General features: G+C 44.5%; 18 protein-coding genes and 1 other annotated feature. Of the genes, 5 read left to right on the top strand and 13 right to left on the bottom strand.

Annotated elements, in window-relative coordinates; all coding sequences use genetic code 11:
* Positions 1-345: 345 nt before the first annotated feature.
* Positions 346-981: a signal peptidase I gene (gene lepB, locus ACM0P2_RS12925; RefSeq protein ID WP_173360208.1), complete on the bottom strand. Its 636-nt coding sequence runs from the start codon at positions 979-981 to the stop codon at positions 346-348.
* 363 nt (positions 982-1344) lie between these two features.
* Between lepB and ACM0P2_RS12920 the strand changes: the two genes are divergently transcribed.
* Positions 1345-4224 carry a M16 family metallopeptidase gene (locus ACM0P2_RS12920; RefSeq protein ID WP_419226673.1) on the top strand — a complete coding sequence of 960 codons (2880 nt, stop codon included), beginning with the start codon at positions 1345-1347 and terminating at the stop codon, positions 4222-4224.
* 119 nt (positions 4225-4343) lie between these two features.
* Here the strand turns inward: ACM0P2_RS12920 and ACM0P2_RS12915 are convergent, their stop codons facing one another.
* Positions 4344-6479, bottom strand: coding sequence for a methyl-accepting chemotaxis protein (locus tag ACM0P2_RS12915; RefSeq protein WP_173360206.1), 2136 nt, complete (start codon positions 6477-6479; stop codon positions 4344-4346).
* A 307-nt stretch (positions 6480-6786) separates the two neighbouring features.
* Between ACM0P2_RS12915 and ACM0P2_RS12910 the strand changes: the two genes are divergently transcribed.
* Positions 6787-7632: a formate/nitrite transporter family protein gene (locus ACM0P2_RS12910; RefSeq protein ID WP_173360205.1), complete on the top strand. Its 846-nt coding sequence runs from the start codon at positions 6787-6789 to the stop codon at positions 7630-7632.
* A gap of 75 nt (positions 7633-7707) precedes the next feature.
* Here the strand turns inward: ACM0P2_RS12910 and hisIE are convergent, their stop codons facing one another.
* From hisIE to hisG, 8 genes are read right to left on the bottom strand one after another with little or no spacing between them, the layout of a single operon-like run.
* Complete coding sequence (gene hisIE, locus ACM0P2_RS12905) at positions 7708-8325, bottom strand: bifunctional phosphoribosyl-AMP cyclohydrolase/phosphoribosyl-ATP diphosphatase HisIE (RefSeq protein WP_159117488.1); 618 nt, start codon at positions 8323-8325, stop codon at positions 7708-7710.
* Complete coding sequence (gene hisF, locus ACM0P2_RS12900; RefSeq protein ID WP_173360204.1) at positions 8322-9134, bottom strand: imidazole glycerol phosphate synthase subunit HisF; 813 nt, start codon at positions 9132-9134, stop codon at positions 8322-8324. Before hisF ends, hisIE begins: the two co-directional genes overlap by 4 nt.
* The gene (gene hisA, locus ACM0P2_RS12895) at positions 9116-9853 is read right to left on the bottom strand and encodes a 1-(5-phosphoribosyl)-5-[(5-phosphoribosylamino)methylideneamino]imidazole-4-carboxamide isomerase (RefSeq protein ID WP_173360203.1); all 738 of its coding nucleotides are present in this window, start codon (positions 9851-9853) and stop codon (positions 9116-9118) included. Before hisA ends, hisF begins: the two co-directional genes overlap by 19 nt.
* Positions 9853-10482, bottom strand: a complete 630-nt coding sequence (gene hisH, locus ACM0P2_RS12890; RefSeq protein WP_159117491.1) for an imidazole glycerol phosphate synthase subunit HisH — start codon at positions 10480-10482, stop codon at positions 9853-9855. Before hisH ends, hisA begins: the two co-directional genes overlap by 1 nt.
* Positions 10482-11552, bottom strand: coding sequence for a bifunctional histidinol-phosphatase/imidazoleglycerol-phosphate dehydratase HisB (gene hisB / locus ACM0P2_RS12885; RefSeq protein ID WP_159117492.1), 1071 nt, complete (start codon positions 11550-11552; stop codon positions 10482-10484). Before hisB ends, hisH begins: the two co-directional genes overlap by 1 nt.
* Positions 11549-12628: a histidinol-phosphate transaminase gene (hisC, locus tag ACM0P2_RS12880; protein ID WP_159117493.1), complete on the bottom strand. Its 1080-nt coding sequence runs from the start codon at positions 12626-12628 to the stop codon at positions 11549-11551. The genes hisB and hisC overlap by 4 nt, the downstream gene beginning before the upstream one ends.
* Positions 12628-13932 (bottom strand): histidinol dehydrogenase, encoded by a 1305-nt coding sequence (gene hisD / locus ACM0P2_RS12875; RefSeq protein ID WP_159117494.1) that lies wholly within the window; start codon positions 13930-13932, stop codon positions 12628-12630. The genes hisC and hisD overlap by 1 nt, the downstream gene beginning before the upstream one ends.
* Before the next feature lie 13 nt (positions 13933-13945).
* Positions 13946-14848, bottom strand: coding sequence for an ATP phosphoribosyltransferase (gene hisG, locus ACM0P2_RS12870; RefSeq protein WP_159117495.1), 903 nt, complete (start codon positions 14846-14848; stop codon positions 13946-13948).
* Between the two features lie 50 nt (positions 14849-14898).
* Positions 14899-15016: a sequence feature (His leader region), on the bottom strand.
* Between the two features lie 230 nt (positions 15017-15246).
* On the opposite strand from hisG, the gene ACM0P2_RS12865 reads away from it, so the two are divergent.
* Positions 15247-15486, top strand: coding sequence for a hypothetical protein (locus ACM0P2_RS12865; RefSeq protein ID WP_159117496.1), 240 nt, complete (start codon positions 15247-15249; stop codon positions 15484-15486).
* Positions 15487-15501: 15 nt separating this feature from the next.
* Here ACM0P2_RS12865 and ACM0P2_RS12860 read toward each other — a convergent pair whose 3' ends face one another.
* Positions 15502-16275: a ParA family protein gene (locus ACM0P2_RS12860; RefSeq protein WP_159117497.1), complete on the bottom strand. Its 774-nt coding sequence runs from the start codon at positions 16273-16275 to the stop codon at positions 15502-15504.
* Positions 16276-16484: 209 nt separating this feature from the next.
* Here ACM0P2_RS12860 and ACM0P2_RS12855 point away from each other — a divergent pair, with 209 nt between their 5' ends.
* On the top strand, positions 16485-18395 hold the full coding sequence (locus ACM0P2_RS12855) for a TonB-dependent receptor domain-containing protein (RefSeq protein ID WP_173360201.1): 1911 nt from the start codon (positions 16485-16487) through the stop codon (positions 18393-18395).
* The gene (locus ACM0P2_RS12850; RefSeq protein ID WP_159117498.1) at positions 18368-19408 is read left to right on the top strand and encodes an MBL fold metallo-hydrolase; all 1041 of its coding nucleotides are present in this window, start codon (positions 18368-18370) and stop codon (positions 19406-19408) included. The genes ACM0P2_RS12855 and ACM0P2_RS12850 overlap by 28 nt, the downstream gene beginning before the upstream one ends.
* An 87-nt stretch (positions 19409-19495) precedes the next feature.
* Here ACM0P2_RS12850 and ACM0P2_RS12845 read toward each other — a convergent pair whose 3' ends face one another.
* The gene (locus ACM0P2_RS12845; protein ID WP_159117499.1) at positions 19496-20068 is read right to left on the bottom strand and encodes a YSC84-related protein; all 573 of its coding nucleotides are present in this window, start codon (positions 20066-20068) and stop codon (positions 19496-19498) included.
* A 161-nt stretch (positions 20069-20229) separates the two neighbouring features.
* Positions 20230-20475: a DUF6482 family protein gene (locus tag ACM0P2_RS12840; protein WP_159117500.1), complete on the bottom strand. Its 246-nt coding sequence runs from the start codon at positions 20473-20475 to the stop codon at positions 20230-20232.
* Positions 20476-20559 lie beyond the last annotated feature (84 nt).

The raw sequence follows: 20559 nt of genomic DNA, 5'->3' as shown, positions 1-20559 counted from the left end.
ACTTGGTTACAAGGTGTGTAAAGCAGGTATTCCTTTTTTACTTTTTAAAAGCGGCGTTATGAAATTTTGTGAAGAGAAAAAAGCCACGTTCCCATTGAGATGGAAAGCAAACCTAAGATTTAGAAATAGACGAGAGAGTACAGTGAGATAGGTTAATGCGTTTAATATTTGTACATAAATTAGGGGTTCTCAGCTCTCAGAAATATTTAGAGGTGCTCGCATTACCTCTAATACGCTCTGCAATTTGCTTCCCTTTCAAGCGAAGAATAATTAGACGCTGGTAAAGGTCGCTTAATAATATCTCTTCACGTTATCTGATGAAGGGAAGTCTCGACGGTGGTTCTATTATAACGCGGTGAAAAATCTTTCCTTTCTAGGCAGGTACATATCTTCAGTATCGAGTGAAAACGCAACATAATTTGCTTTTCCCTGTATTTCTTCAACAGGAATAAAACCGTAATAGCGAGAGTCTACGCTATTATTTCTGTTGTCACCTAGTGCGAGCACATGACCTTTAGGCACGGTTACAGCATTAAAGCTTTTCGCTGGGCTAGGTAGCGGATTAAGCGCAATTGTACGGGTATGCCCTAATATGTTTTCTAAAAAAAGAGAGCTACCCTTTGCTTCAACTGAAGCTTTCTCATCGTTAATAGATAGCCGATTTTCTTCTAGTTGCACCGTATCACCTTCTACTGCAACAACTCGCTTTATAAGTCTGGTATCAGCCGCGTGGCTATTGATAATAACAATGTCTCCGCGATTGACAGCGCCGGTTTTCGCTAGGACAACGTCTGTAAATGGAATTTCTAGCGTGTAGGCAGATTTATCAACAATAACTCTGTCTCCAACGTAAATGGTGGGTTCCATCGAACCAGTTGGCACATAGTACCAATCTGCTACACTGCTTCGAAAAGAGAAAAGTAACACCACAAACAAAATAAACGGGAAGTTGCTTCTAACACTTTGCTTAATGTTAATCACTATGGAGTCCTTTAATTAACTTTTCTCTTTTAATCTAATCACGTTGGTGAGCCTTCACTGCAATAATTCGCTCGTAGGTGTAGATTGTTCCCTTGCTAATTTGTTCCGTTTTGGCCGTGTGAAAATGTAACCAACTGTGTCAGAAGCTTAGTAATAACGCGGTGAATTGAACCAAATGAAATTTGAACGTTAAAGGCTTATATTTAATTTTTATTTTTATATCAGTTGTTTAGGTTTGCTTTTGTTATGGGTTTTGAACGTCCTCAGCATTGATAGCGCATTTTTCCAGCAAAAGGAATATCATGGCGCTAACAATGGGCCTGTGTTAATTATTATGGTTTTGATAGTCGAAGAACTTACAGCATGCTCAATTCCTTTAAACGAACCAGGCTATATACAGCAGTCGCGGTTGTTGCATTAAGCACATTATCAATCGGATGCACGAATAATAATCCCCCGGCCAGCAGCCAAGCTGCTGTCGAAAATGCCACCTCATTCAATGTAAATTATGAACGCTTCACGCTTGATAACGGGTTAACTGTTATTTTGCATGTAGATAGATCTGACCCTGTAGCGGCGGTCGCGTTAACTGCGCATGTGGGGTCTGCCAGAGAAAAAGAGGGGAGAACGGGATTTGCTCATCTCTTTGAGCATTTATTGTTTCTAGAGTCTGAAAACCTCGGTAAAGGTGGCTTAGATAAGCTAAGCGCCAGAATTGGGGGCTCAGGGGCGAATGGATCTACTAGCCGAGACAGCACCAACTATTATCAAACGGTGCCTATTGATGCGCTTGAAAAAATGATTTGGGCAGAGGCTGATAAATTAGGTTATTTCATTAACACAGTAACAGACCCTGTGCTCGCTAAAGAAAAGCAGGTGGTGAAAAATGAAAAGCGTCAAAGTGTTGATAATCGCCCTTACGGTCATAACCAATATGTAATTGATAAAAACCTATACCCAGAGGGTCATCCCTATAGTTGGCAAGTCATTGGTTCTCTAGAAGATTTGCAAAATGCCACGCTGGCAGATGTTAAAGAGTTTTTTAATAAATGGTACGTACCTAATAATGTGGTGCTAACCATTGCAGGTGATATTGACGTTGCCCAAACGAAAGCATGGGTTAGAAAATATTTCGATGAAATTCCGTCCGGCGAACCTATAGAAAAACTAACGCCTCAACCTGCAAAACTAGAAACCACGGTAAAACGCTTTCACATAGATAATTTTGCACAAGCGCCGATGTTAACGATGGTATGGCCAACGGTGCCTGAATATCACCGAGACTACTACGCGCTTCAAGTACTTTCCCAATATTTAAGCCAAGGGAAAAATGCACCGCTTAATCAAGTTCTCATCGACGAGAAAAAATTCACCAGCAATGTTTATTTATACGGCTACGACGCGGAAATTGCGGGACAGCTTCAGCTACAAACAATGGCGTTTAATGGTGTCGATTTAAATCAAGTTTTAGACGGTGTTAATGAAGCATTTGCGCGTTTTGAGAAAGACGGAATTTCATCAGAGGATTTAGCGCGTATTAAAGCAGGACAGGAAACGGAGTTCTATAAAGGGCTGTCCAGTGTTCTAGGGAAAGGCTTCCAGCTTGCGCAATACGAAATTTTTGCTGGCGGCGCCGGGTTTACTAGCCAGGACGTGCAAAAAATACTAGGCGTTAGCCAACAAGACGTTATGCGGGTGTACAACGCCTACATCAAAGATAAGCCATATGTCGCTACCAGCTTTGTACCTAAGGGAGAGCAAAGCTTAGTGCTTAAGGGATCGACAGCGGCGCAGGTGGTCGAAGAGCAGATAGTTGCTGGTGCTGAAGAAAGTTTTGATGCGTCGGTCGTTGCCGATTATGAGCGCACGCCGTCCTCGTTCGATCGAACGAAAGAACCTAGCTATGGCGACAGCGTAACTATTACGCCCCCAGAAGTTTGGCAAACTGACTTGTCTTCAGGGCTTCGCATTGCTGGTATTTCTAATGATGAAGTACCGCTAGTAATGTTTGAACTGAAACTTGACGGCGGAATGCTTTTCGACCAAGAGGATAAGAGAGGTACCGCGAACTTGCTGGCGGCAACGTTGCTTAAAGGAACCGCGACTAAATCGCCACAGGAGCTAGAGCAGGAACTAGAGCTACTTGGCGCATCTATTGAAGCCAATGCATCTGAAACGGATATCACAATAAGCGGGACGGTACTCTCTAAGCATTTCGATGCACTTATGCAGCTGGTGTCGGAAGTTGTGCTTTCTCCTCGATTCGATGAAAAAGAATTTGAACTGGCTAAAAACGATACAATCAATCAAATTGAACAAATCAGAGCCAATCCAAATGCAATTGCAGCTGTGGAATTCAAAGCACTGCTTTACGGGCAAGATCACCCATTTGCAAACACGGCATTAGGGGATATGCAAAGCGTACCCTCTATTACAATTGAGGATGTTAAAGCTTATTACAACAAAAATATCTCACCTTCTCTGACGAAGTTACATGTTGCTGGCGATATTGAACAAAAGGCTGTTACTAAGGCTGTATCAAACCTTAATATGCGGTGGGCCCAAAAAGACGTGACGTTACCAGCGGTATCAGAGCCAAAATTACCTGACGATGCCCAGTTATTTTTCTATGACGTGCCTAACGCAAAGCAGTCGGTCTTGTATTTTGGTCACGTGGCACCAAAAGTTACCCATCCAGACGCGTACAAGGCGAGCGTAATGAACTATCGGTTGGGCGGCGGCGGTTTTGCGTCACAGCTCATGCAGGAGCTGCGAGAAAATAAGGGCTATACCTATGGTATTCGCTCTTCGTTTTCTAGCGACCAATATACGGGTGAATTTACAATAAGAAGCGCTGTACGTACTAACGTCACACTAGAAGCTACCCAAGCCATCAAAGATATCTTGTCTTCGTTTCAGTCTGATTTTTCAAGTGAAGACTTAGCTGTTACCAAAGGTTTTACCCTTAAATCAGGCGCGCGCGCTTTCGAAACACTGGGGGCTAAACTGAATATGGTAAGTGAAATAAGTGACTTTGGGCTTGCCGATGACTATGTTCTGCAGCAACAGACTGAAGTAGAAAACCTGACCGTGAATGACGTCAAACAATTGTACGCCAACTACATTCACCCAGATAAAATGATTTATCTAATTGTAGGCGATAAAGCTTCTCAATTTGATCGTTTGAAGGCACTGGGCCTTGGAACGCCTGTCTTGCTCAATCCTTCTAAACAGCAGGACTAGTTATACATTGTTAAGCAAGGAGTAAAGCAAGTGTTCAACACCAAAATACCGGGTAAATAACATCAAAAGGCTCGTATGAATTGCATTCTGACGAGCCTTTTTTCCATGCGTTGAACGGCTTAATGGGTTTTTAGTTTGGCCAACAGCTCCCTAAGCGTGCTTACAGCACTGAAGATAGCTTTAGAGCTTTCTGCTGATGCTTTAGAGTTAGTGGAAACGTCAGACGTTGCATTACCAATAACCACCATATTTCTATTCAGTTCTTCACTCACTTGACTTTGTTCTTCTGCTGCAGCTGCCATTTGGGTCATGCGTTCACTGATTTCTCCAATCTGCAGTACTGTGGTCTGCATTTTTCCTAACGCGGATTGTGAAAGTTGAGCCGCATCTTCAGCTTTTCGACTGCCCGAGTGAATAGTGTTTACTGTATGATCAACTTCACTTTGTAATGCTGTGATAACTTTGCCAATTTCACCCACTGACTCTGCGGTCTTTGAGGCGAGAGAGCGAACTTCATCAGCAACGACACTAAACCCTCTGCCATTTTCACCCGCGCGTGCAGCCTCAATGGCAGCGTTTAGGGCCAATAGATTAGTTTGATCGGCTATCGCACCAATAACGTCAAGAATCTTTTTGATGTCAGCACTTCGCTGAGACACCGCTTGAACCGCATCCGATGCGTTTTGCATCTCTTTAGATAGCTCTGTCACCGAGTGTGTCGATTCTGAAATCTCGCTTTCCGTTTGTTTCACTGAATTGGTAGCGTTATCTGCATTATCAGCTGCATCGGCAGCTGTTCTCGCTACCTCTTGCGCGGTTTGAGACATTTCAGTAATAGCGGTAACGACACTGTCTATTTCAGCCTGCTGTACTTGGATTAGTGAGTTTGTACTTTCGGTGTGGCGCTGCGTTTCTCCACTTTGCTCAATGACCTGAGCACACGACTGTTTGGCTTGATCAAGGAGCTCCCGAACGCGCTCCTTAAAGAGATTGAACGCTTCACTTAACTGAATGAGTTCCGCGTGCGAATGCACGTGAATATTTTGCGTTAAATCTCCACCCTGTCCAGCGAGTTCTTCCATTCGCTCAGCGACTTGACGTACGGGTTGGATGATACTTTTTGTAAATACAAAAACGAGGGCAAGTGCAACAGCTGTACATATTATCGCCACGATAAGTTGTGTCGATAGCAGTGACGTCACTGCTGAAGAAATCATCGATTCGAGCGAGGTAACCGGCGCCATTGCATGTGTTTTACTCACGCCAACGATCATTTTCCATTTCACATCCGCAAGGGGTAGTGATATGTCTTGAGTGACATACAACATGCCATCGTTTTCAATAAGTCCAGACTGTTGTTTTGCACTTAACAGCATGTTTGATTTGGCTTTATCGCTAAAAACCTCAGTAAATGGTCGAGCCAGTTTGTCCTTTGCATTGGTTGCAGCAACGACTAAACCGTTTTGACTGACAACATAGACCTCAGCATTACCGTCATAGAGCGAAGCTTTGAGGCCTTCAGCTCGCTTTTGAATAATAGGAAGGTTTAGATCGGTTCCAACTACGCCGCGGAATTGGTTATTTGCGATAACAGGAACCGTTAGGCTAGTCATTAACTCAGTATAGCCTTCGCGAATTTCGTACTGATAAGGATTAGAAACGCAGGGCTTACGTGTTTCTTCATTACACAGATACCATTCAGCTGCTCTAAACCCGAATTCATCAAGCGTTGTGTCATGCTTTAACTCGGGATCAGTAATTGCTATCTGCTCAGCAGCGCCGTTCGTTCCTCGAATAAAATAAACCTCGAAGCTGCCTGTTCCTGGCGTTGAATGAGACTTACCGCTTATGTTTTCAGAAGCTTTACCGTCAAACCTGTTTGTTTCAAACTGCGCATAAACGCTTGAGGTTAAATTCGTATCCAACATACTTTCAACTAAGCGCTTGGTCTGTTCGCGGCTCAATGACAGCGAATCACTCGCTTCTATGCTTTTAGTAAGTTGAGCCGCTAACGCGTTTGGCAAGATATGTGCACCGTTAATAAGTGCTTCCGTTTGCGCTGCATATTGAGATGCCTTGGCAGATACAGTCTTCTGTATCTGGTCTACAATTTCTTGATTAACATGCTGGTCTATTTCTTTTTCTGTCCGATCAAGTAAAAGATAACTCACACAAATAAACACTGCGGCGAGGAGTATAAAAAGCATGCCAACAACAGACATAAGCTTGGAAGAAAGAGAATGACTTTTTTTCATTTATAAAAACAACTTTGGTTAAAAAGAGAGCAGTACTGAACATAGTACATTTTTGCGATTTTTAGCGGGACAATCCGAATTACTTGGTGGATATTGCACGATTAAGGTAGCAATACGCATTGTACATAATTCGTTCTATAACATCAGTTGTCTATTCATCTTTGTTGTTTTGGTTTTTATACCTTTGTATTGGCCCTAATACGTTAATGCATGAAGAGGTGTTTTGACCAAAAACAAGCGTGCCTTACGTATTATCTTTAGCTGCGTATACAAATGACGTAAATAAATGAGAAAACTGGAGAGGTTGATGGCTAAAGATGCTAAGGATTCGGGCGACAGACAGCAAGATGTGGCGTTGAGCCATACCGAAGAAAAGGATGTAAGAGATAACCAAAGCTTAAATTCTGTTTCTTTGTACGCCATCGTACATAGGGAAGGGCTTGAGGAACTTCAGCGCCCTATGATGTCGTTATGGTGGTCAGGGGTTGCAGCAGGTATCGGTATATCGATTTCAATCCTAGCCGAAGGAATTCTGCATCACCTCTTTGCAAATTCTCCCAATCAGTTTGTTATTGAGAATTTAGGCTACACCGTCGGGTTCGTGTTGGTTATCGTTGGTCGACTACAGCTTTTCACCGAAAATACGCTTTCGGTCATTCTTCCGCTATTAAGCAAGCCATCGTTAAATATGGGCTTTTGTATTGCGCGTCTGTGGTCTATTGTTTTCGCCGCTAATATGTTCGGCACCTTTCTAGCTGCATTATTTAGCTACACCCTGCAAGCTGTGCCTCCAGAGCTGGTAGAAGGAATGACTGCTATATCTGAGCATTATGCCAAGTTATCACCATCAGACGCTTTTTCTTACGGTATTACGTCTGGATTTATTATCGCCGCTATCGTGTGGATGAAGCCTTCGGTTAAGCATTCCCAAATATTGATGATTGTGATTTTTACCTATTTAATTGCTGTAGGTAATTTTACGCACGTAATTGCCGGCTCAACAGAGCTCTTCTTGTTAGCACTACAAGATAAGATAACTATTATCGAAACCGTTTCTCTAATCGGCGCTACATTGCTCGGGAATATCGTTGGCGGAACAGGGCTGTTCGCACTGCTGGCTTATGGGCAAGTGGTAAGGGAAATTGAGAAGTAACATTCAGTAGATAAAAATGCCCTTAGCGCAAAAACGCGAAGGGCATTTTAGATAAAAAGTTAGCGCACTCGTAAATTACTTATGACGCTGACGCAACACGTTAAGTGCATCGTTAAGCGACATGTCGCTTGCTTGAAGTAGTACAGTTAGGTGATACAACAAATCTGCGGCTTCGTTTTTAAGCTCTTCTTTGTCGTGCACCGTTGCTGCCAATGCGGTTTCTACACCTTCTTCACCTACCTTTTGCGCTATGCGCTTAATGCCTTTGTTGTAAAGACTAGCTGTGTAGCTGCTTTTTGGGTCGGCATTTTTGCGTGCAGCTAGTACTCGCTCTAAGTCTGCAAGAAAGGTAAATGCTGGTGTGTTGCCGTCAAACCAACAGCTTTCAACGCCGGTGTGGCATGTCGGGCCGTTAGGGTTGGCTAATACTAACAGTGAATCTTGGTCACAGTCGCAGGCCACGCTCACTAAATCTAGCGTGTTACCAGACGTTTCACCTTTGGTCCAAAGGCGCTGCTTTGAACGGCTGAAAAAGGTCACTTTACCCGTTTCAAGAGTTTTCGCTAGGGCATCTTGGTCCATATAACCTTGCATTAATACCTTGCCAGATAATGCGTCTTGCACAATGGCAGGCAGCAAGTTGTCCATTTTGTCCCAGGCTAGCTTATTGCTATTGTCATTATTAATGATCACGGGTTTACTCCTTCTGCTTGCGCCGTTAATCCGTGACGCTTACGCATGGCAACGCCATTGCTGGTTAACTCTGCTTTTAGCTCATCAATGTTGATGATGCCTTTGTGAAATACCGATGCTGCCAGGGCACCATCTACGTCAGCTTGTTGGAACACATCAGTAAAGTGAGCAATTTCGCCTGCACCACCTGATGCTATTAACGGTACTTCGCATACATCGCGTACGGCCTTCAGCTGCTTCACATCATAACCTTTACGCACGCCGTCCTGGTTCATACAGTTCAGTACAATTTCACCTGCACCACGCGACTGCACTTCTTTAATCCAGTCGATGGTTTGCCACTGACTTTTCTGCGTGCGGCTCTCATCACCGGTGAATTTATACACTTCATACTGGTCGGTCGCTTCGTTATAGAAACTGTCGATACCGATTACAACACACTGCTGACCGTATACGTCGTGAAGCTGATTAATAAGATCTGGGTTGTTAAGGGCAGGGGAGTTAATTGAAATCTTATCTGCACCCATTTCCAAAATGCGCCCAGCGTCCTCAATGCTTTTAATGCCGCCAGCTACGCAAAACGGGATATCAATAACCTGTGCAATTCGGCTTACCCAACTTTTATCTACCACACGGGCGTCAGAGCTGGCAGTAATATCGTAAAATACCAACTCATCGGCGCCAGCTTTTGCGTATTGCTCGGCAAGGGGTACAATATCGCCAATGATTTCGTGGTTTCTAAACTGAACGCCCTTAACAACTTTGCCGTCGCGTACGTCCAAACACGGTATTATGCGTTTTGCCAGCATGCGATAGCCTCCTTAACCGTAAACTTACCTTCAAGTAGTGCGCGACCTAGAATAACACCGCCAACGTTTGTGGATTTTAGCGCTTCAATATCAGCAATACTGCCAATACCACCTGACGCTTGCCAGCTTATATTAGGGAAACGGGCTGCCATTTCTTGATAGAGTTCGGTGTTCGCGCCTTGCAGTGTACCGTCGCGGCTAATGTCGGTACACAGCACGTGCTTAGCGCCTACCGTAGCGAAATCTTCCAGTAAGCCTTCAAGGGCTACGCCAGAGTTTTCTTGCCAGCCGTGGGTGGCAATAAGCTTTTCACCGCTATCGCTAATATTGATATCAAGGGCTAGTACAATGTGCTCTGGGCCGTATTTTTCTACCCAAGACTTTACAAGCTCGGGTTGTTTTACAGCCAAAGAACCAATCACTACGCGGCTTACGCCAATTTCAAGTAATTGCGCCACTTCTTCTTCGCTACGAATGCCGCCGCCGGCTTGAAACTTCATGCGCTTGGTGTCGACCATAGACTTGATAAGCGAAAGCTGACGCTTGCTGGTGTCTTTGGCGCCCGTAAGATCAACTATGTGAAGCCAAGTTGCGCCTTGGTCGGCATAGTCGTGAACCACGTCTACTGGGTCCAGTTCGTATTGGGTTTTCTGCTCGTAGTCGCCTTGATATAAGCGCACTACGCGTCCGTCAATAAGATCAATCGCTGGAATAATCATTATAGGTTCACAAAGTTAGTCAGTAATTGTGCTCCGGCCTCGCCAGAACGCTCTGGGTGAAATTGCACCCCGTAAAAGTTGTCTTTATTTATAGCTGCTGAAAACGTATTGCCATAAGTGCAGCTTGCAAGCGTGTGCTCGTATTCAGGAACGGCAAAACTGTGCACAAAGTAAAAGTAGGTATCTTGTGGGATGCCTTTGAACAAACTTTCGTTTTTATGAGAGACGGTGTTCCAACCCATGTGAGGCAAGCGCACGCCTTTCGATTCCATGCGCGCTACGTGACCTGGCATAAGGTTCAAACAGTCAATGTTGCCTGTACCTTTAAAACCACCTTCGGCGCTGGTTTCAACCATAAGCTGCATGCCTAAACATACGCCAAGCACAGGTTGTGTAAGCGACTGAAGGGTTTCCACTAGCGCTTTTTGCTTAATGCTTGTCATTGCCGCCGCCGCGGTACCTACACCCGGTAAAAACACTTTATCGGCGCTTTTAATCACGTTTACGTCGTCAGATACGTCTACTTCAACGCCCAAGCGCTCAAGGGCAAAGCGTACCGATGAAATGTTGGCGCAGCCGGTGTTTACTATTACGATTTTTTGTCGCTGGCTGGAATTTACCACTGACATTACAGTGCTCCTTTACTGCTTGGTAGTGCATCGCCTTGACGGGTAATAGCTTGACGTAGCGCTCGGCCAAATACTTTAAACAAGCTCTCTACCTGGTGGTGAGCATTACCTTCGCTGGTGGAAAGGTGTAATGATAACCCCATGCTTTGTGCAAGCGAGTAGAAGAAATGCGGCACCATTTCAGTGGCCATTTCACCTACCTGATCACGGCTAAATTCAGCCTCAAACTTAAGGTGCGGACGGTTCGAAATATCCATAATACATTCCGCACGACATTCATCCATTGGCAACGCAAAGCCAAAACGTCCAATTCCCCGTTTATCGCCCAGCGCTTTTTTAAGGGCTTCGCCAAGAGCAAGGGCGGTATCTTCTACACTGTGGTGATCGTCAATGTGCAAATCGCCACTGGTAGTTAGGTTTAGCTCGAAGCCACCGTGGGTCGCAATCTGGTCCAGCATGTGGTCAAAAAAGCCCATGCCGGTTTGAATTGTCGACTTAGCTTGCGAGTCTAAATCTACGCGAACGCGAATGTCGGTTTCAGAGGTTGTGCGTACCACTTCTGCTATACGTGAAGATGCAAGCAAGCTTTTCTGAATATCATTCCAGTTTAAGCTCTCGCGGTTGTACTGAAAGCTGCGAATACCCATGTTTTCAGCAAGCTGCACATCGGTAATTCTGTCACCAATCACAAACGAGCGGGTGAAATCCACTTTGCCTTGCTGCAGGTATTCTTGAACTAAACCGAGTTTTGGCTTGCGGCATGTGCAGTTATCAGCATCGAAGTGCGGGCAAATAAGCACGTCATCGAATACCACGCCTTGGCTTTCGAAAATGGCCATCATGGCATTGTGTGGCTTGTCGAAATCTTCTTGCGGGAAACTGTCTGTACCCAAGCCGTCTTGATTACTTACCATCACGAGTTTAAACCCAGCTGCCTTTAGTTTAAGCAACACGGGAATTACGTTTGGCTCGAAAACCAGCTTCTCTAAACTATCTAATTGCTTATCTACTGGCGGCTCTTCTACGAGTGTACCGTCGCGGTCAATAAATAAAATGGCTTGCTGACTCATGCCGCGTCCTCATTATTTTTAAATTCGTTAATTAACTGCATTAAACGCTGATTTTGCTCTTCAGTGCCGATGCTTACCCGTAAACAGTTGTGTAAATTAAGCTGTTTTGATTGATCGCGAATTAGCATGCCTTTGCTAACTAGGTATTGCATTAGTGCTTGCGCGTTTGCGTAGCGGAATAAGATAAAGTTTGCTCGTCTGTCACCCACCAATTCAAAGCCATTAATTGATGCCAGCGCTTCGGCTAAGGCCTCTTTTTCGCGATTAATGGTTGCCACTTGAAGTTCAAGTAGCGTTAACGATTCTGCCGACAATGCTTGTGCGGCAATCTGCGCCACTGGCTCTGGAATAGGATAAGGCGCTATTACTTTAAGCAGAGCTTGAATCACCGGTGCTTGGGCGAGGGTAAAACCACAGCGAAGACCGGCAAGTGCAAACGCTTTAGACAGCGTACGAAGTACCACCAAGTTGGGGTAGTTGTTTATTTCATTTGCCCACGTATTATCGGCATCAAACTCAATGTAGGCTTCATCTACAACAACGAGTGCTTTATCGGCAAAGTGATTGAGCACGGTTTTAATGTCTTCACGAGCAACTGGCGTACCGGTAGGGTTATTAGGCGCACAGATGAAAATCACGTTAACGTCATCTTCAGCGCATACAGCATTCACGTTAAGGCTAAAGTCGTCGTTAAGCGGCACTTTTTTGATGCCTACATCACAGGTTTCAGCACTGATGGCATACATACCGTAGGTAGGTGGGCAAATCAGAATGCTGTCTTTACCCGGCGTACAGAAGGTACGAATAAGTAACTCGATGCCCTCATCTGCACCGCGGGTAACAATAAGCTGCGACTTATCAAGCCCTGCGTAGTTTGCGTAACCACTCACTACCGCTTCAGGCTGACACGATGGATAGCGGTTAAAGTTACCGCTATCTACACTGTATTCGTTGGCATAAGGTGACTCGTTAGCGTTAAGCCAGTCTTGACCACCTGAAAACAAGCGACGCGCCGATTCATAAGGCTTTAGCGGCACTAAGTTTTCATTAATTAAGTTATCGATAAGTGCCGACATTAGGCGTCTCCCTGTTTAAGCGCCAGCATACGAAGTGCAACGGCTTGTTCGTGTGCATCTAACCCTTCTGCTGCCGCTAGTGCCATAATCGCAGGGCCTAAATTACGCATGCCATCTTCACTTAGTTCTTGAATTGTGTAGCGACGCATAAAGTCCAACAGGCCAAGGCTAGAGTAGTTCTTTGCATAGCCGTATGTGGGAAGCACGTGGTTCGTACCTGACGCATAATCACCAGCAGATTCTGGTGACCACGGGCCTAAGAAAATAGAGCCGGCGTATTTAATTTTTGGTAAGTAATCGCGAGCATTCTCAATTTGCACAATTAAGTGCTCAGCTGCATAGGCGTTGCTTGCTTCAATGGCTTGTTCAATGGAATCGGCCAATATATAGCGTGCATTTTCCATAGCTGGGCGAGCGATTTCAGCACGAGACAGCGTAGCTAATTGGCGTTCAACCGCGGCTTTTGCTTCTTCAATAAGCGTAGCGCTGTTAGATACCAAAATTGCTTGGGAATCTGGGCCGTGCTCGGCTTGAGACAGTAAATCTGCAGCTACAAACTCAGGGTTTGCGAATTCATCGGCTAGCACCAATACCTCTGACGGACCCGCCGGCATATCAATAGCAGCACCATCAGCACGTTGGCTAACTTGCTGTTTAGCTTCGGTAACAAAGCTATTGCCAGGGCCGAAGATTTTATCGACCTGAGGAATCGTTTCAGTACCCAATGCCATGGCTGCAACCGCTTGAGCGCCACCACACAAGAAGATTTTATCAATGCCGCATTTTCTTGCCGCGTAGGCAATTTCGGGCGCAATAAGTTGTTCTTTGTTTGGCGGTGTGCAAAGCAGTTTATTTTCACAGCCTGCCACCAATGCAGGCACGCCCAGCATTAACACGGTTGATGGAAGTGGTGCGCTGCCGCCCGGGATATAAAGACCCACTGCATCAAGGGCGGTGAAGCGCAGCTCGCATTTAACACCAGGCGTTGTGGTTAGCGCAATATCACTAGGCATTTGCGCTTCGTGAAACATTTTTATGTTGTTGAACGCCGTGTCGATAGCGTTTGCGACTTCAGGTGTTACCTTAGCTGCTAGGGCATCGATATTCTCTTGCGAAAGCACAAGGCTTTTTATATCTGGGCAATCGAACTTACGAGTATAGTCGAGAACTGCCGCATCACCTTCTGCTTCAACGCGGGCGATAATGTCGCCCACGGTCTGCTTTAATTGTTGGCTATTGGCCATAGCCGGGCGAGCTAGCGCCTGTTTTTTCTCATTTGCTGAAAGAGATGACCAAGTAATCATAATTGCCTGCCTTTTAGCCCATCATTTTTTCGATTGGCATTACAAGAATAGAGCTACAACCAAGGGCTTTGAGCTTTTCCATGGTTTCCCAGAATAAGGTTTCTGTAGAAACAACGTGGATAGCTACTTGCTCTTCGTTTCCAGCAAGTGGAAGTACCGTTGGATTTTCAGCACCTGGAAGTAGACTTTTAACTTGCTCTAAATAAGCTTTTGGCGCGTGTAGCATGATGTACTTACTTTCTTTTGCCAGTAATACGCCATCAACACGTGGCATTAGACGGTTAACCAGTGTTTCTTTCTCGTCGCTAAGTTCGCCGTCTGCGCGCTTAATAAGTACTGCTTTACTGCGGAAGATAACGTCTTTTTCCACAAGGCCATTTGCTTCAAGTGTTGCGCCTGTAGAAACCAAGTCACAAATAGCGTCAGCGACACCCGCGCGTGGTGCAACTTCCACTGAACCTTGAAGCATTACGGCTTTTGCGTTAATGCCTTGGTCCTTGAAATAACGCTCAAGAAGGTAAGGGTAGGTGGTCGCTACCTTTTTGCCTTCTAGAGACTGAATGCCGTCATATTTCATTTCGTTAGGGACTGCGATTGATAAGCGACAGCCACCGTAGTCTAGACGACGTAACACTTCATATTCAAACGGCTTACCCGCAGCTTTGCGCTCAAGCATTTTTTCTTCAAGCTCGTTTTCGCCGATAAAGCCAAGGTCACATACGCCATCCATAACAAGGCCTGGAATATCGTCGTCACGTACGCGAAGCAAATCAATAGGCTGGTTCGTTGAATGCGCAATCAGCAGGCGATCACGAATGTTCAGTTTTATGCCGATTGCTTTTAGAAGTGCGATGCTGTCATCACTTAAGCGACCTGATTTCTGTACGGCAATTCGAAGTCTGTTGCTGTTACTCATTGAAACGTTCCTTACACGTTGTGTTTTAACTTTTGATTGCGCCTAAAACGAAAAACCCCCGGAAGTTTCCTTCCGAGGGTCGAGAATTTTTCTATCTGCGCCGTTGGAAGGAAATATAGACCTTCCAGCACGAACCTGAAAGGTTATGCTTTGTGGTGATGGTGATGTTTCGCCGCGCAGTTAATCATTTTAGTGAATATAATTCCTAATTTCGAACGGCTGAAACATTAGCGGTTTGAGCCTCGATTTGCAAGGCAAAAGTGAACTCTTTTCCTACATTAACTCTAAATTAATATACATATAATAAAACTATTCGTTATGAATAAGTTGTGAACCATAATTTTGAGCACCACTCGGCCGATAAATTCTATAAACCCATACACATTTTAGGAGGGCGTATGAGCAACGATCTGCTGTTTCCCATTTTGCCTCGCAATACCAAAGTGCCGATTGAACCCGATGAGCGGGTGAAAAAAGTGCAGAAAACGAAGAAGTCTGAGCACATTAGTGAAGAAGACCGCGACAATTTCCAAGACATAAAGCGTACCGAGGTAATTGATGCATCAGCTGAGAACTCGAAAGACAAAGAACGAGACAATAAGAGCGGTGGGCTTAAGCACATTGATATTGATGTCTAATGTATCTTTTTAGTATTAGGTTTTGTCCGCGTTTAGCTCTGCAAATAAGGCGGCAATCTGTCCCGTCACTTTATGTTTAGACAAATAGAAGGGAAGTGGAATACGCTTGGAATGGGACTCTTTCACCTTTACCGTGGCGCTGATATAGCTATCTAATACTGGTAAACCCTCCGACTTGAGTGAGTTCACCAATTGTCCAGGAAGCTTCGCCTGACTATTAAATTGATTAACCACAATACCCAACAAACGTAGCTCAGGATTGTGATCCTCTTTAAGCTCCATCGCATTGTCGAGCAACCGCAAAATAGCCTGTGCGGAAAAATCATCGCAATCAAAAGGAACGCAAAACCCATCTGCAGCAATAAGTGCCGCTTTAGAGTAAAAGTTGAAATTAGGTGGTGTGTCGATAAAAATATTATCGAAATCGCCCTTTAATTCTTTTAGTGCGTCTTTGAGTTTAAAAATTTTATATCGAGATTCGAGTTCTCGCTCTACGTCAGCCAAAGCTGGTGAGGAAGGCATAATAAAGAGGTTTTCAAAAGGGGTTGGATGAACAAATTCAATAGGCTTTTTAGCCGTTCTGAATATTCCCACCACTTGTTTAAACATATCAGCAACAGAATTGCTTTTTTCGCTGGCGTCAAACCCCGCGTAGTGAGTACTGTTTCCCTGGGCATCTAAGTCTACTAATAGCGTTTTGTGGCCCACCTTCGCGCTTTGTGCGGCTAAATTGGTACTAATCGTTGATTTACCCACCCCACCTTTTTGATTAAATACCACGACAATCATACGCAATCCCTATGTTGAAACAGTTATTGAACACATCAATTGACTAAAATATGCCCAAATACCATTGTGGATGCAAAATATTGTTTTTATTTTGAACGTTAGCTCTCTGTTAAAGTACCTAAGCGGGACGATAAAAGCTAAATTCAACTTTACATCTTAATGATAATGATTATCATCAGCTTATTCTTTTTTATGTTAATCGATTAAGTATGCGTTTTACCCCCACGTTACTGGCAATTTCACTGTATTCACTGTCCTCTCAGAATGTTCTTGCTCAATCTAACGAACAAGATGATATGGAGAGCATCACTGTTACAGCTTCTGGCTTCGAGCAATTATTGTCACAAGCTCCCGCGTCAGTAAGCGTTATTGATAGAAAGCAACTTGTACAGCGCGCATACAAAGATATTACCGACGCCCTTCGAGATGTACCCGGTGTCACGGTTACGGGTGGCGGATATCGCCAAGATATAAGTGTTCGGGGCCTACCTGCACAATACACATCTATACTTGTTGATGGAAAAAAACAAACAGGTAGAGAGTCTCAGCCAAATGGCAGCGGCGGGTATGAACAAGATTGGTTGCCGCCATTGGACAGTATCGAACGAATTGAAATTGTGCGCGGGCCCATGTCTACCTTGTATGGTTCCGATGCAATGGGTGGCGTGATCAATATCATTACGCGAAAGAACTTTAGAAAGTGGAGCGGCAACCTTCGAGCAGAAACTAAAATTCAAGAAAACTCTGACAGTGGATCAGATAGTCAAGTCCAGCTCGCGTTTTCTGGGCCGTTAATCGAAAATTTGTTGAGCATTACAGCCAGCGGCCTTTATCAAAAGCGAGAAGAAGACAATATTGAGCGTGGTTACGCAGAAAAAGACCTCAGTAATATTCGTACAGCGTTTCACTTAACACCTAACACGACAGATGTACTAACGTTTGAATTCATTTCTCAAGATCAGACCCGCACCGCTACACCCGGTAAGTCTTTGCCAGAAAGAAACGCTTTATCAGAATTAGAGAGCGATAGGCAATCATATGCGCTGACTCACGAGGGGAAATATGGCGATGTGACTGCTCGCAGTTATATTCAGCAAGAGTCGGTAGAGAATGTGGGGAGAGACATCACCATTGATAATTTAGTGATAAATTCTCAATGGTCTTGGGTTGTTAGCGACAGTCATATGCTGACGTTAGGTGCAGAATTCCTTGAAGAGTCACTTGATGATTTTGATACAAATGGCGGTGATGCGACCAATATTGAAAATAGCCAGTGGTCTTTCTATGGCGAAGATGAATGGCGCATAACTGATAATTTAGCTTTTACGCTAGGCATTCGTCTTGATAACAACGAGCAGTTTAGTTCTCAATTTAGCCCTCGCGTATACGCGGTATACAATATCAACGACAATTGGGTGTTGAAAGGTGGTGTCTCTACTGGCTATCGCACACCTGAGCTTCGAGAAATGGCTGATGGTTGGATTCAAGAAAGCCGTGGGGGCAACGTTTACGGCAACCCAGACCTGTCACCAGAAACTACGTTGAACAAAGAGCTTGCTCTGTACTATTCCGGTGATGCTGGCCTAGAGTACAGTATTACTGTCTTTCACAATGACTTCGATGACAAAATTGCCATTGCCTCTTGCGAGTTATCTGTTTGCCTAGATGAAACGGATCGCTACAACATCAACGTAGATGAAGCTGAGTCTTACGGCGCTGAATTTGCAGGCAAATATAATGTTGGGAATTGGTCATTTAACGGGGCCTACAGCTTTACTCGCTCAGAGCAAAAAACCGGTGAAAATCAAGGTTTGCCTTTAGTTCAGCAGCCTAAACATTTGTTCACATTGAACACCACATATCGTATTTCTCGAGAAAGCGAAATTTGGTCAAGATGGACCGTGAGGGGAGAAGAAACGGCGTTAACGTCAGTATCGTCGCGCTCAATTTTGTCTCCCGGCGTTGGTTTGTTTGATATAGGTTACAACACTAAACTAACGCGCAATGTTAAGTTGCAAACTGGGCTCTACAATGCATTTGATAAAACTATGCGCTACGAAGAGTTTGGGTACGTTGAAGATGGAAGAAGATTGTGGCTGGGGGTAAATTGGACGTTTTAAAAATAGTAGCTATTGCATGGGCTGTTGGCTTTTCCACTAATTGCACTGCTAGCTCAACGCTAACTGCTGATGATTATGCTCGTAAGGGGCTAGAGAGCGCTAAGCATTTTCCTGGCTTTGCAAGCTTGTGCGATATCAGTGCTCCGCCCAGAGATATGTTTAAACTCGGTGAAAAGCGACAGGAAAGACCTAAGCGTGCCGAGAGTGGAAGCAAGCCCGAACGCAAAGGCAAGGGGCGGCGCCAAATACCACCCCAGAAGGTCTTTGATAACCTCTATTACGTGGGGGCAGGCAACGTTGCAAGTTGGGCAATCGACACAGGCAAGAGCATTGTTCTGGTGGATGCCTTGAATAATAACGAGCAAGCTCAACAGTATATAATTGATGGCCTCTCTGCACTCGGGTTAGGCAACAAGCCCATATCTCACCTGATTATTTCTCACGGTCACGGCGATCACTATGGTGGGTTTGAGCTTATCAAGTCGACATATAATCCTCGCATAGTCATGAGTAATGTAGAGTGGGATTACCTCGAAAACGATAAATTTGCCAGTTATCGTTGGGGTAAAAAGCCAAGCCGAGATGTTGCGGTAGCCGATGGTGAAAAATTGAAAGTTAACGGTACTGAATTAACGCTTTATGTTACGCCGGGCCATACACCAGGTACGTTAACGGTCATTTTCCCCGTAGTTGACGGAAACGAAGAACATCGGGCTGTGTTATGGGGCGGTACTGGGCTCAACTACGGCCCTGATGTCTCGCGCATTCAGTCTTATACGAACTCTGCCATGACAATGAAACGATTAGTAAAAGAACAAAATATTGATGTTTTTTTGTCAAATCATCCTGGCAGGGCGGGGACAAAAGAAAAGTTAGACGCCTTAAAAAGACGAAAGCCTGATGAAGAACACGCCTTTGTGCAAGGTCAAGAGGTGGTGTTTGAAGCTTTTGACTTGTTAGAAAATTGCACGCGAGCCCAGTGGATGCGTATTGAGGAAAATCAAAATCATTAATATAAAAAAGCGCCTCTTGTATTCACGAGGCGCTCATTGTCTGGATTTGCTGTAATTCAGCAAGATAAAGGCAAAAAACTCGAAAGATTAGTTTAATTCTTTATCTACCCAAAATTTGGTGCCTTTCACCGTTGCTTGTAACGTAAGGCCACTTTCAGTCATCGTGTAAACAGTAACGTTACCAAGATAACCTTCTCCTTCTGCTGAAGCGCCCTTGCTACCCGCTTTCGCTGCTACGTCTGCATTTCCGCCCACTGTCCATCCGTTATCGATGAAATAGTTCATTGCTTTTTGCGTATGGAAGACCATTACAATTCGGTAATCTTTTGCGCCTAACCCCAATCCAACGCCTCCTTCCGCCATATTCATATACGTTTTCGCGCCAGTGACGTTATTGTTCACGACACCATAGCCTGTGCCTGCGGCAACAAAGAAAACATTGATGTTGGCGTTGGTAAACACGGCATAACCCGCAGCATCTCTGATTTGAGAGCGTGTATCCGGTTTCTCGGTGTATAAACGAGTAAGCGCGTTTTCCTGCATGTTTAGAATGGCCTGTTGTTTTTCGGCGACAGTGCCACTCCCCATTGAGGCGCACGCGGTAAGCGTCATAATGACGGTAAATAGTAGTGATTTGACAGTTAACTTACTAATATTCATGCAGTTCTCCTTAGCATGTGGGTACTTCACAGCGTTTAGAAAAAACGGTTTCCATAGAGTCAAACCCAAAAACAAACACGCTTTTCCTACGTTAGTTATGCAGTACGCAAAAAACGTGCTAATCAGTGCAAAGTGCTGTCAAATTGTTCGTTATTTATTGTTTACCATTCAATTTCAAGCTCCAATGCCCCTGGATGATCGGTTTGTCCTACCATCTCTTCGTAAGGCGTACTCTGTCGAAGCCATACTTTATCGAAAGTTTTCGAGTGGAAGTGTTCTCTTATTTCATTCAAACAATGAAACGTCTTTGGTTCAGACTTATTGTTACGAACTAGAGTACGAGCGCTTCCCATGCCTGTTGACGCTAAATAATTACCGCCTTCCAATGACTCTATATATAAATTCATAAAAGTATCCTTTTAATGTCGCCGTTAATAATTACAACTGCCTTATATTAATTAGTTGAAACCCCGTACTATGATCATTAATTT

This window comes from Alteromonas sp. OM2203 (genome assembly GCF_048517045.1).
Lineage (GTDB): Bacteria > Pseudomonadota > Gammaproteobacteria > Enterobacterales > Alteromonadaceae > Alteromonas > Alteromonas gracilis.
The sequence above is the reverse complement of the archived record's forward strand: the minus strand, read 5'-3'. Positions and strand labels throughout refer to the sequence as shown.

Bases quoted from the DNA above. Each gene is read 5' to 3' on its own strand.
- ACM0P2_RS12920 (WP_419226673.1), top strand. From the start codon at position 1,345: ATGCTCAATTCCTTTAAACGAACCAGGCTATATACAGCAGTCGCGGTT.
- ACM0P2_RS12915 (WP_173360206.1), bottom strand. From the start codon at position 6,479: ATGAAAAAAAGTCATTCTCTTTCTTCCAAGCTTATGTCTGTTGTTGGC.
- ACM0P2_RS12910 (WP_173360205.1), top strand. From the start codon at position 6,787: ATGGCTAAAGATGCTAAGGATTCGGGCGACAGACAGCAAGATGTGGCG.
- hisF (WP_173360204.1), bottom strand. From the start codon at position 9,134: ATGCTGGCAAAACGCATAATACCGTGTTTGGACGTACGCGACGGCAAA.
- hisA (WP_173360203.1), bottom strand. From the start codon at position 9,853: ATGATTATTCCAGCGATTGATCTTATTGACGGACGCGTAGTGCGCTTA.
- hisH (WP_159117491.1), bottom strand. From the start codon at position 10,482: ATGTCAGTGGTAAATTCCAGCCAGCGACAAAAAATCGTAATAGTAAAC.
- hisB (WP_159117492.1), bottom strand. From the start codon at position 11,552: ATGAGTCAGCAAGCCATTTTATTTATTGACCGCGACGGTACACTCGTA.
- hisC (WP_159117493.1), bottom strand. From the start codon at position 12,628: ATGTCGGCACTTATCGATAACTTAATTAATGAAAACTTAGTGCCGCTA.
- hisD (WP_159117494.1), bottom strand. From the start codon at position 13,932: ATGATTACTTGGTCATCTCTTTCAGCAAATGAGAAAAAACAGGCGCTA.
- hisG (WP_159117495.1), bottom strand. From the start codon at position 14,848: ATGAGTAACAGCAACAGACTTCGAATTGCCGTACAGAAATCAGGTCGC.
- ACM0P2_RS12865 (WP_159117496.1), top strand. From the start codon at position 15,247: ATGAGCAACGATCTGCTGTTTCCCATTTTGCCTCGCAATACCAAAGTG.
- ACM0P2_RS12860 (WP_159117497.1), bottom strand. From the start codon at position 16,275: ATGATTGTCGTGGTATTTAATCAAAAAGGTGGGGTGGGTAAATCAACG.
- ACM0P2_RS12855 (WP_173360201.1), top strand. From the start codon at position 16,485: ATGCGTTTTACCCCCACGTTACTGGCAATTTCACTGTATTCACTGTCC.
- ACM0P2_RS12845 (WP_159117499.1), bottom strand. From the start codon at position 20,068: ATGAATATTAGTAAGTTAACTGTCAAATCACTACTATTTACCGTCATT.
- ACM0P2_RS12840 (WP_159117500.1), bottom strand. From the start codon at position 20,475: ATGAATTTATATATAGAGTCATTGGAAGGCGGTAATTATTTAGCGTCA.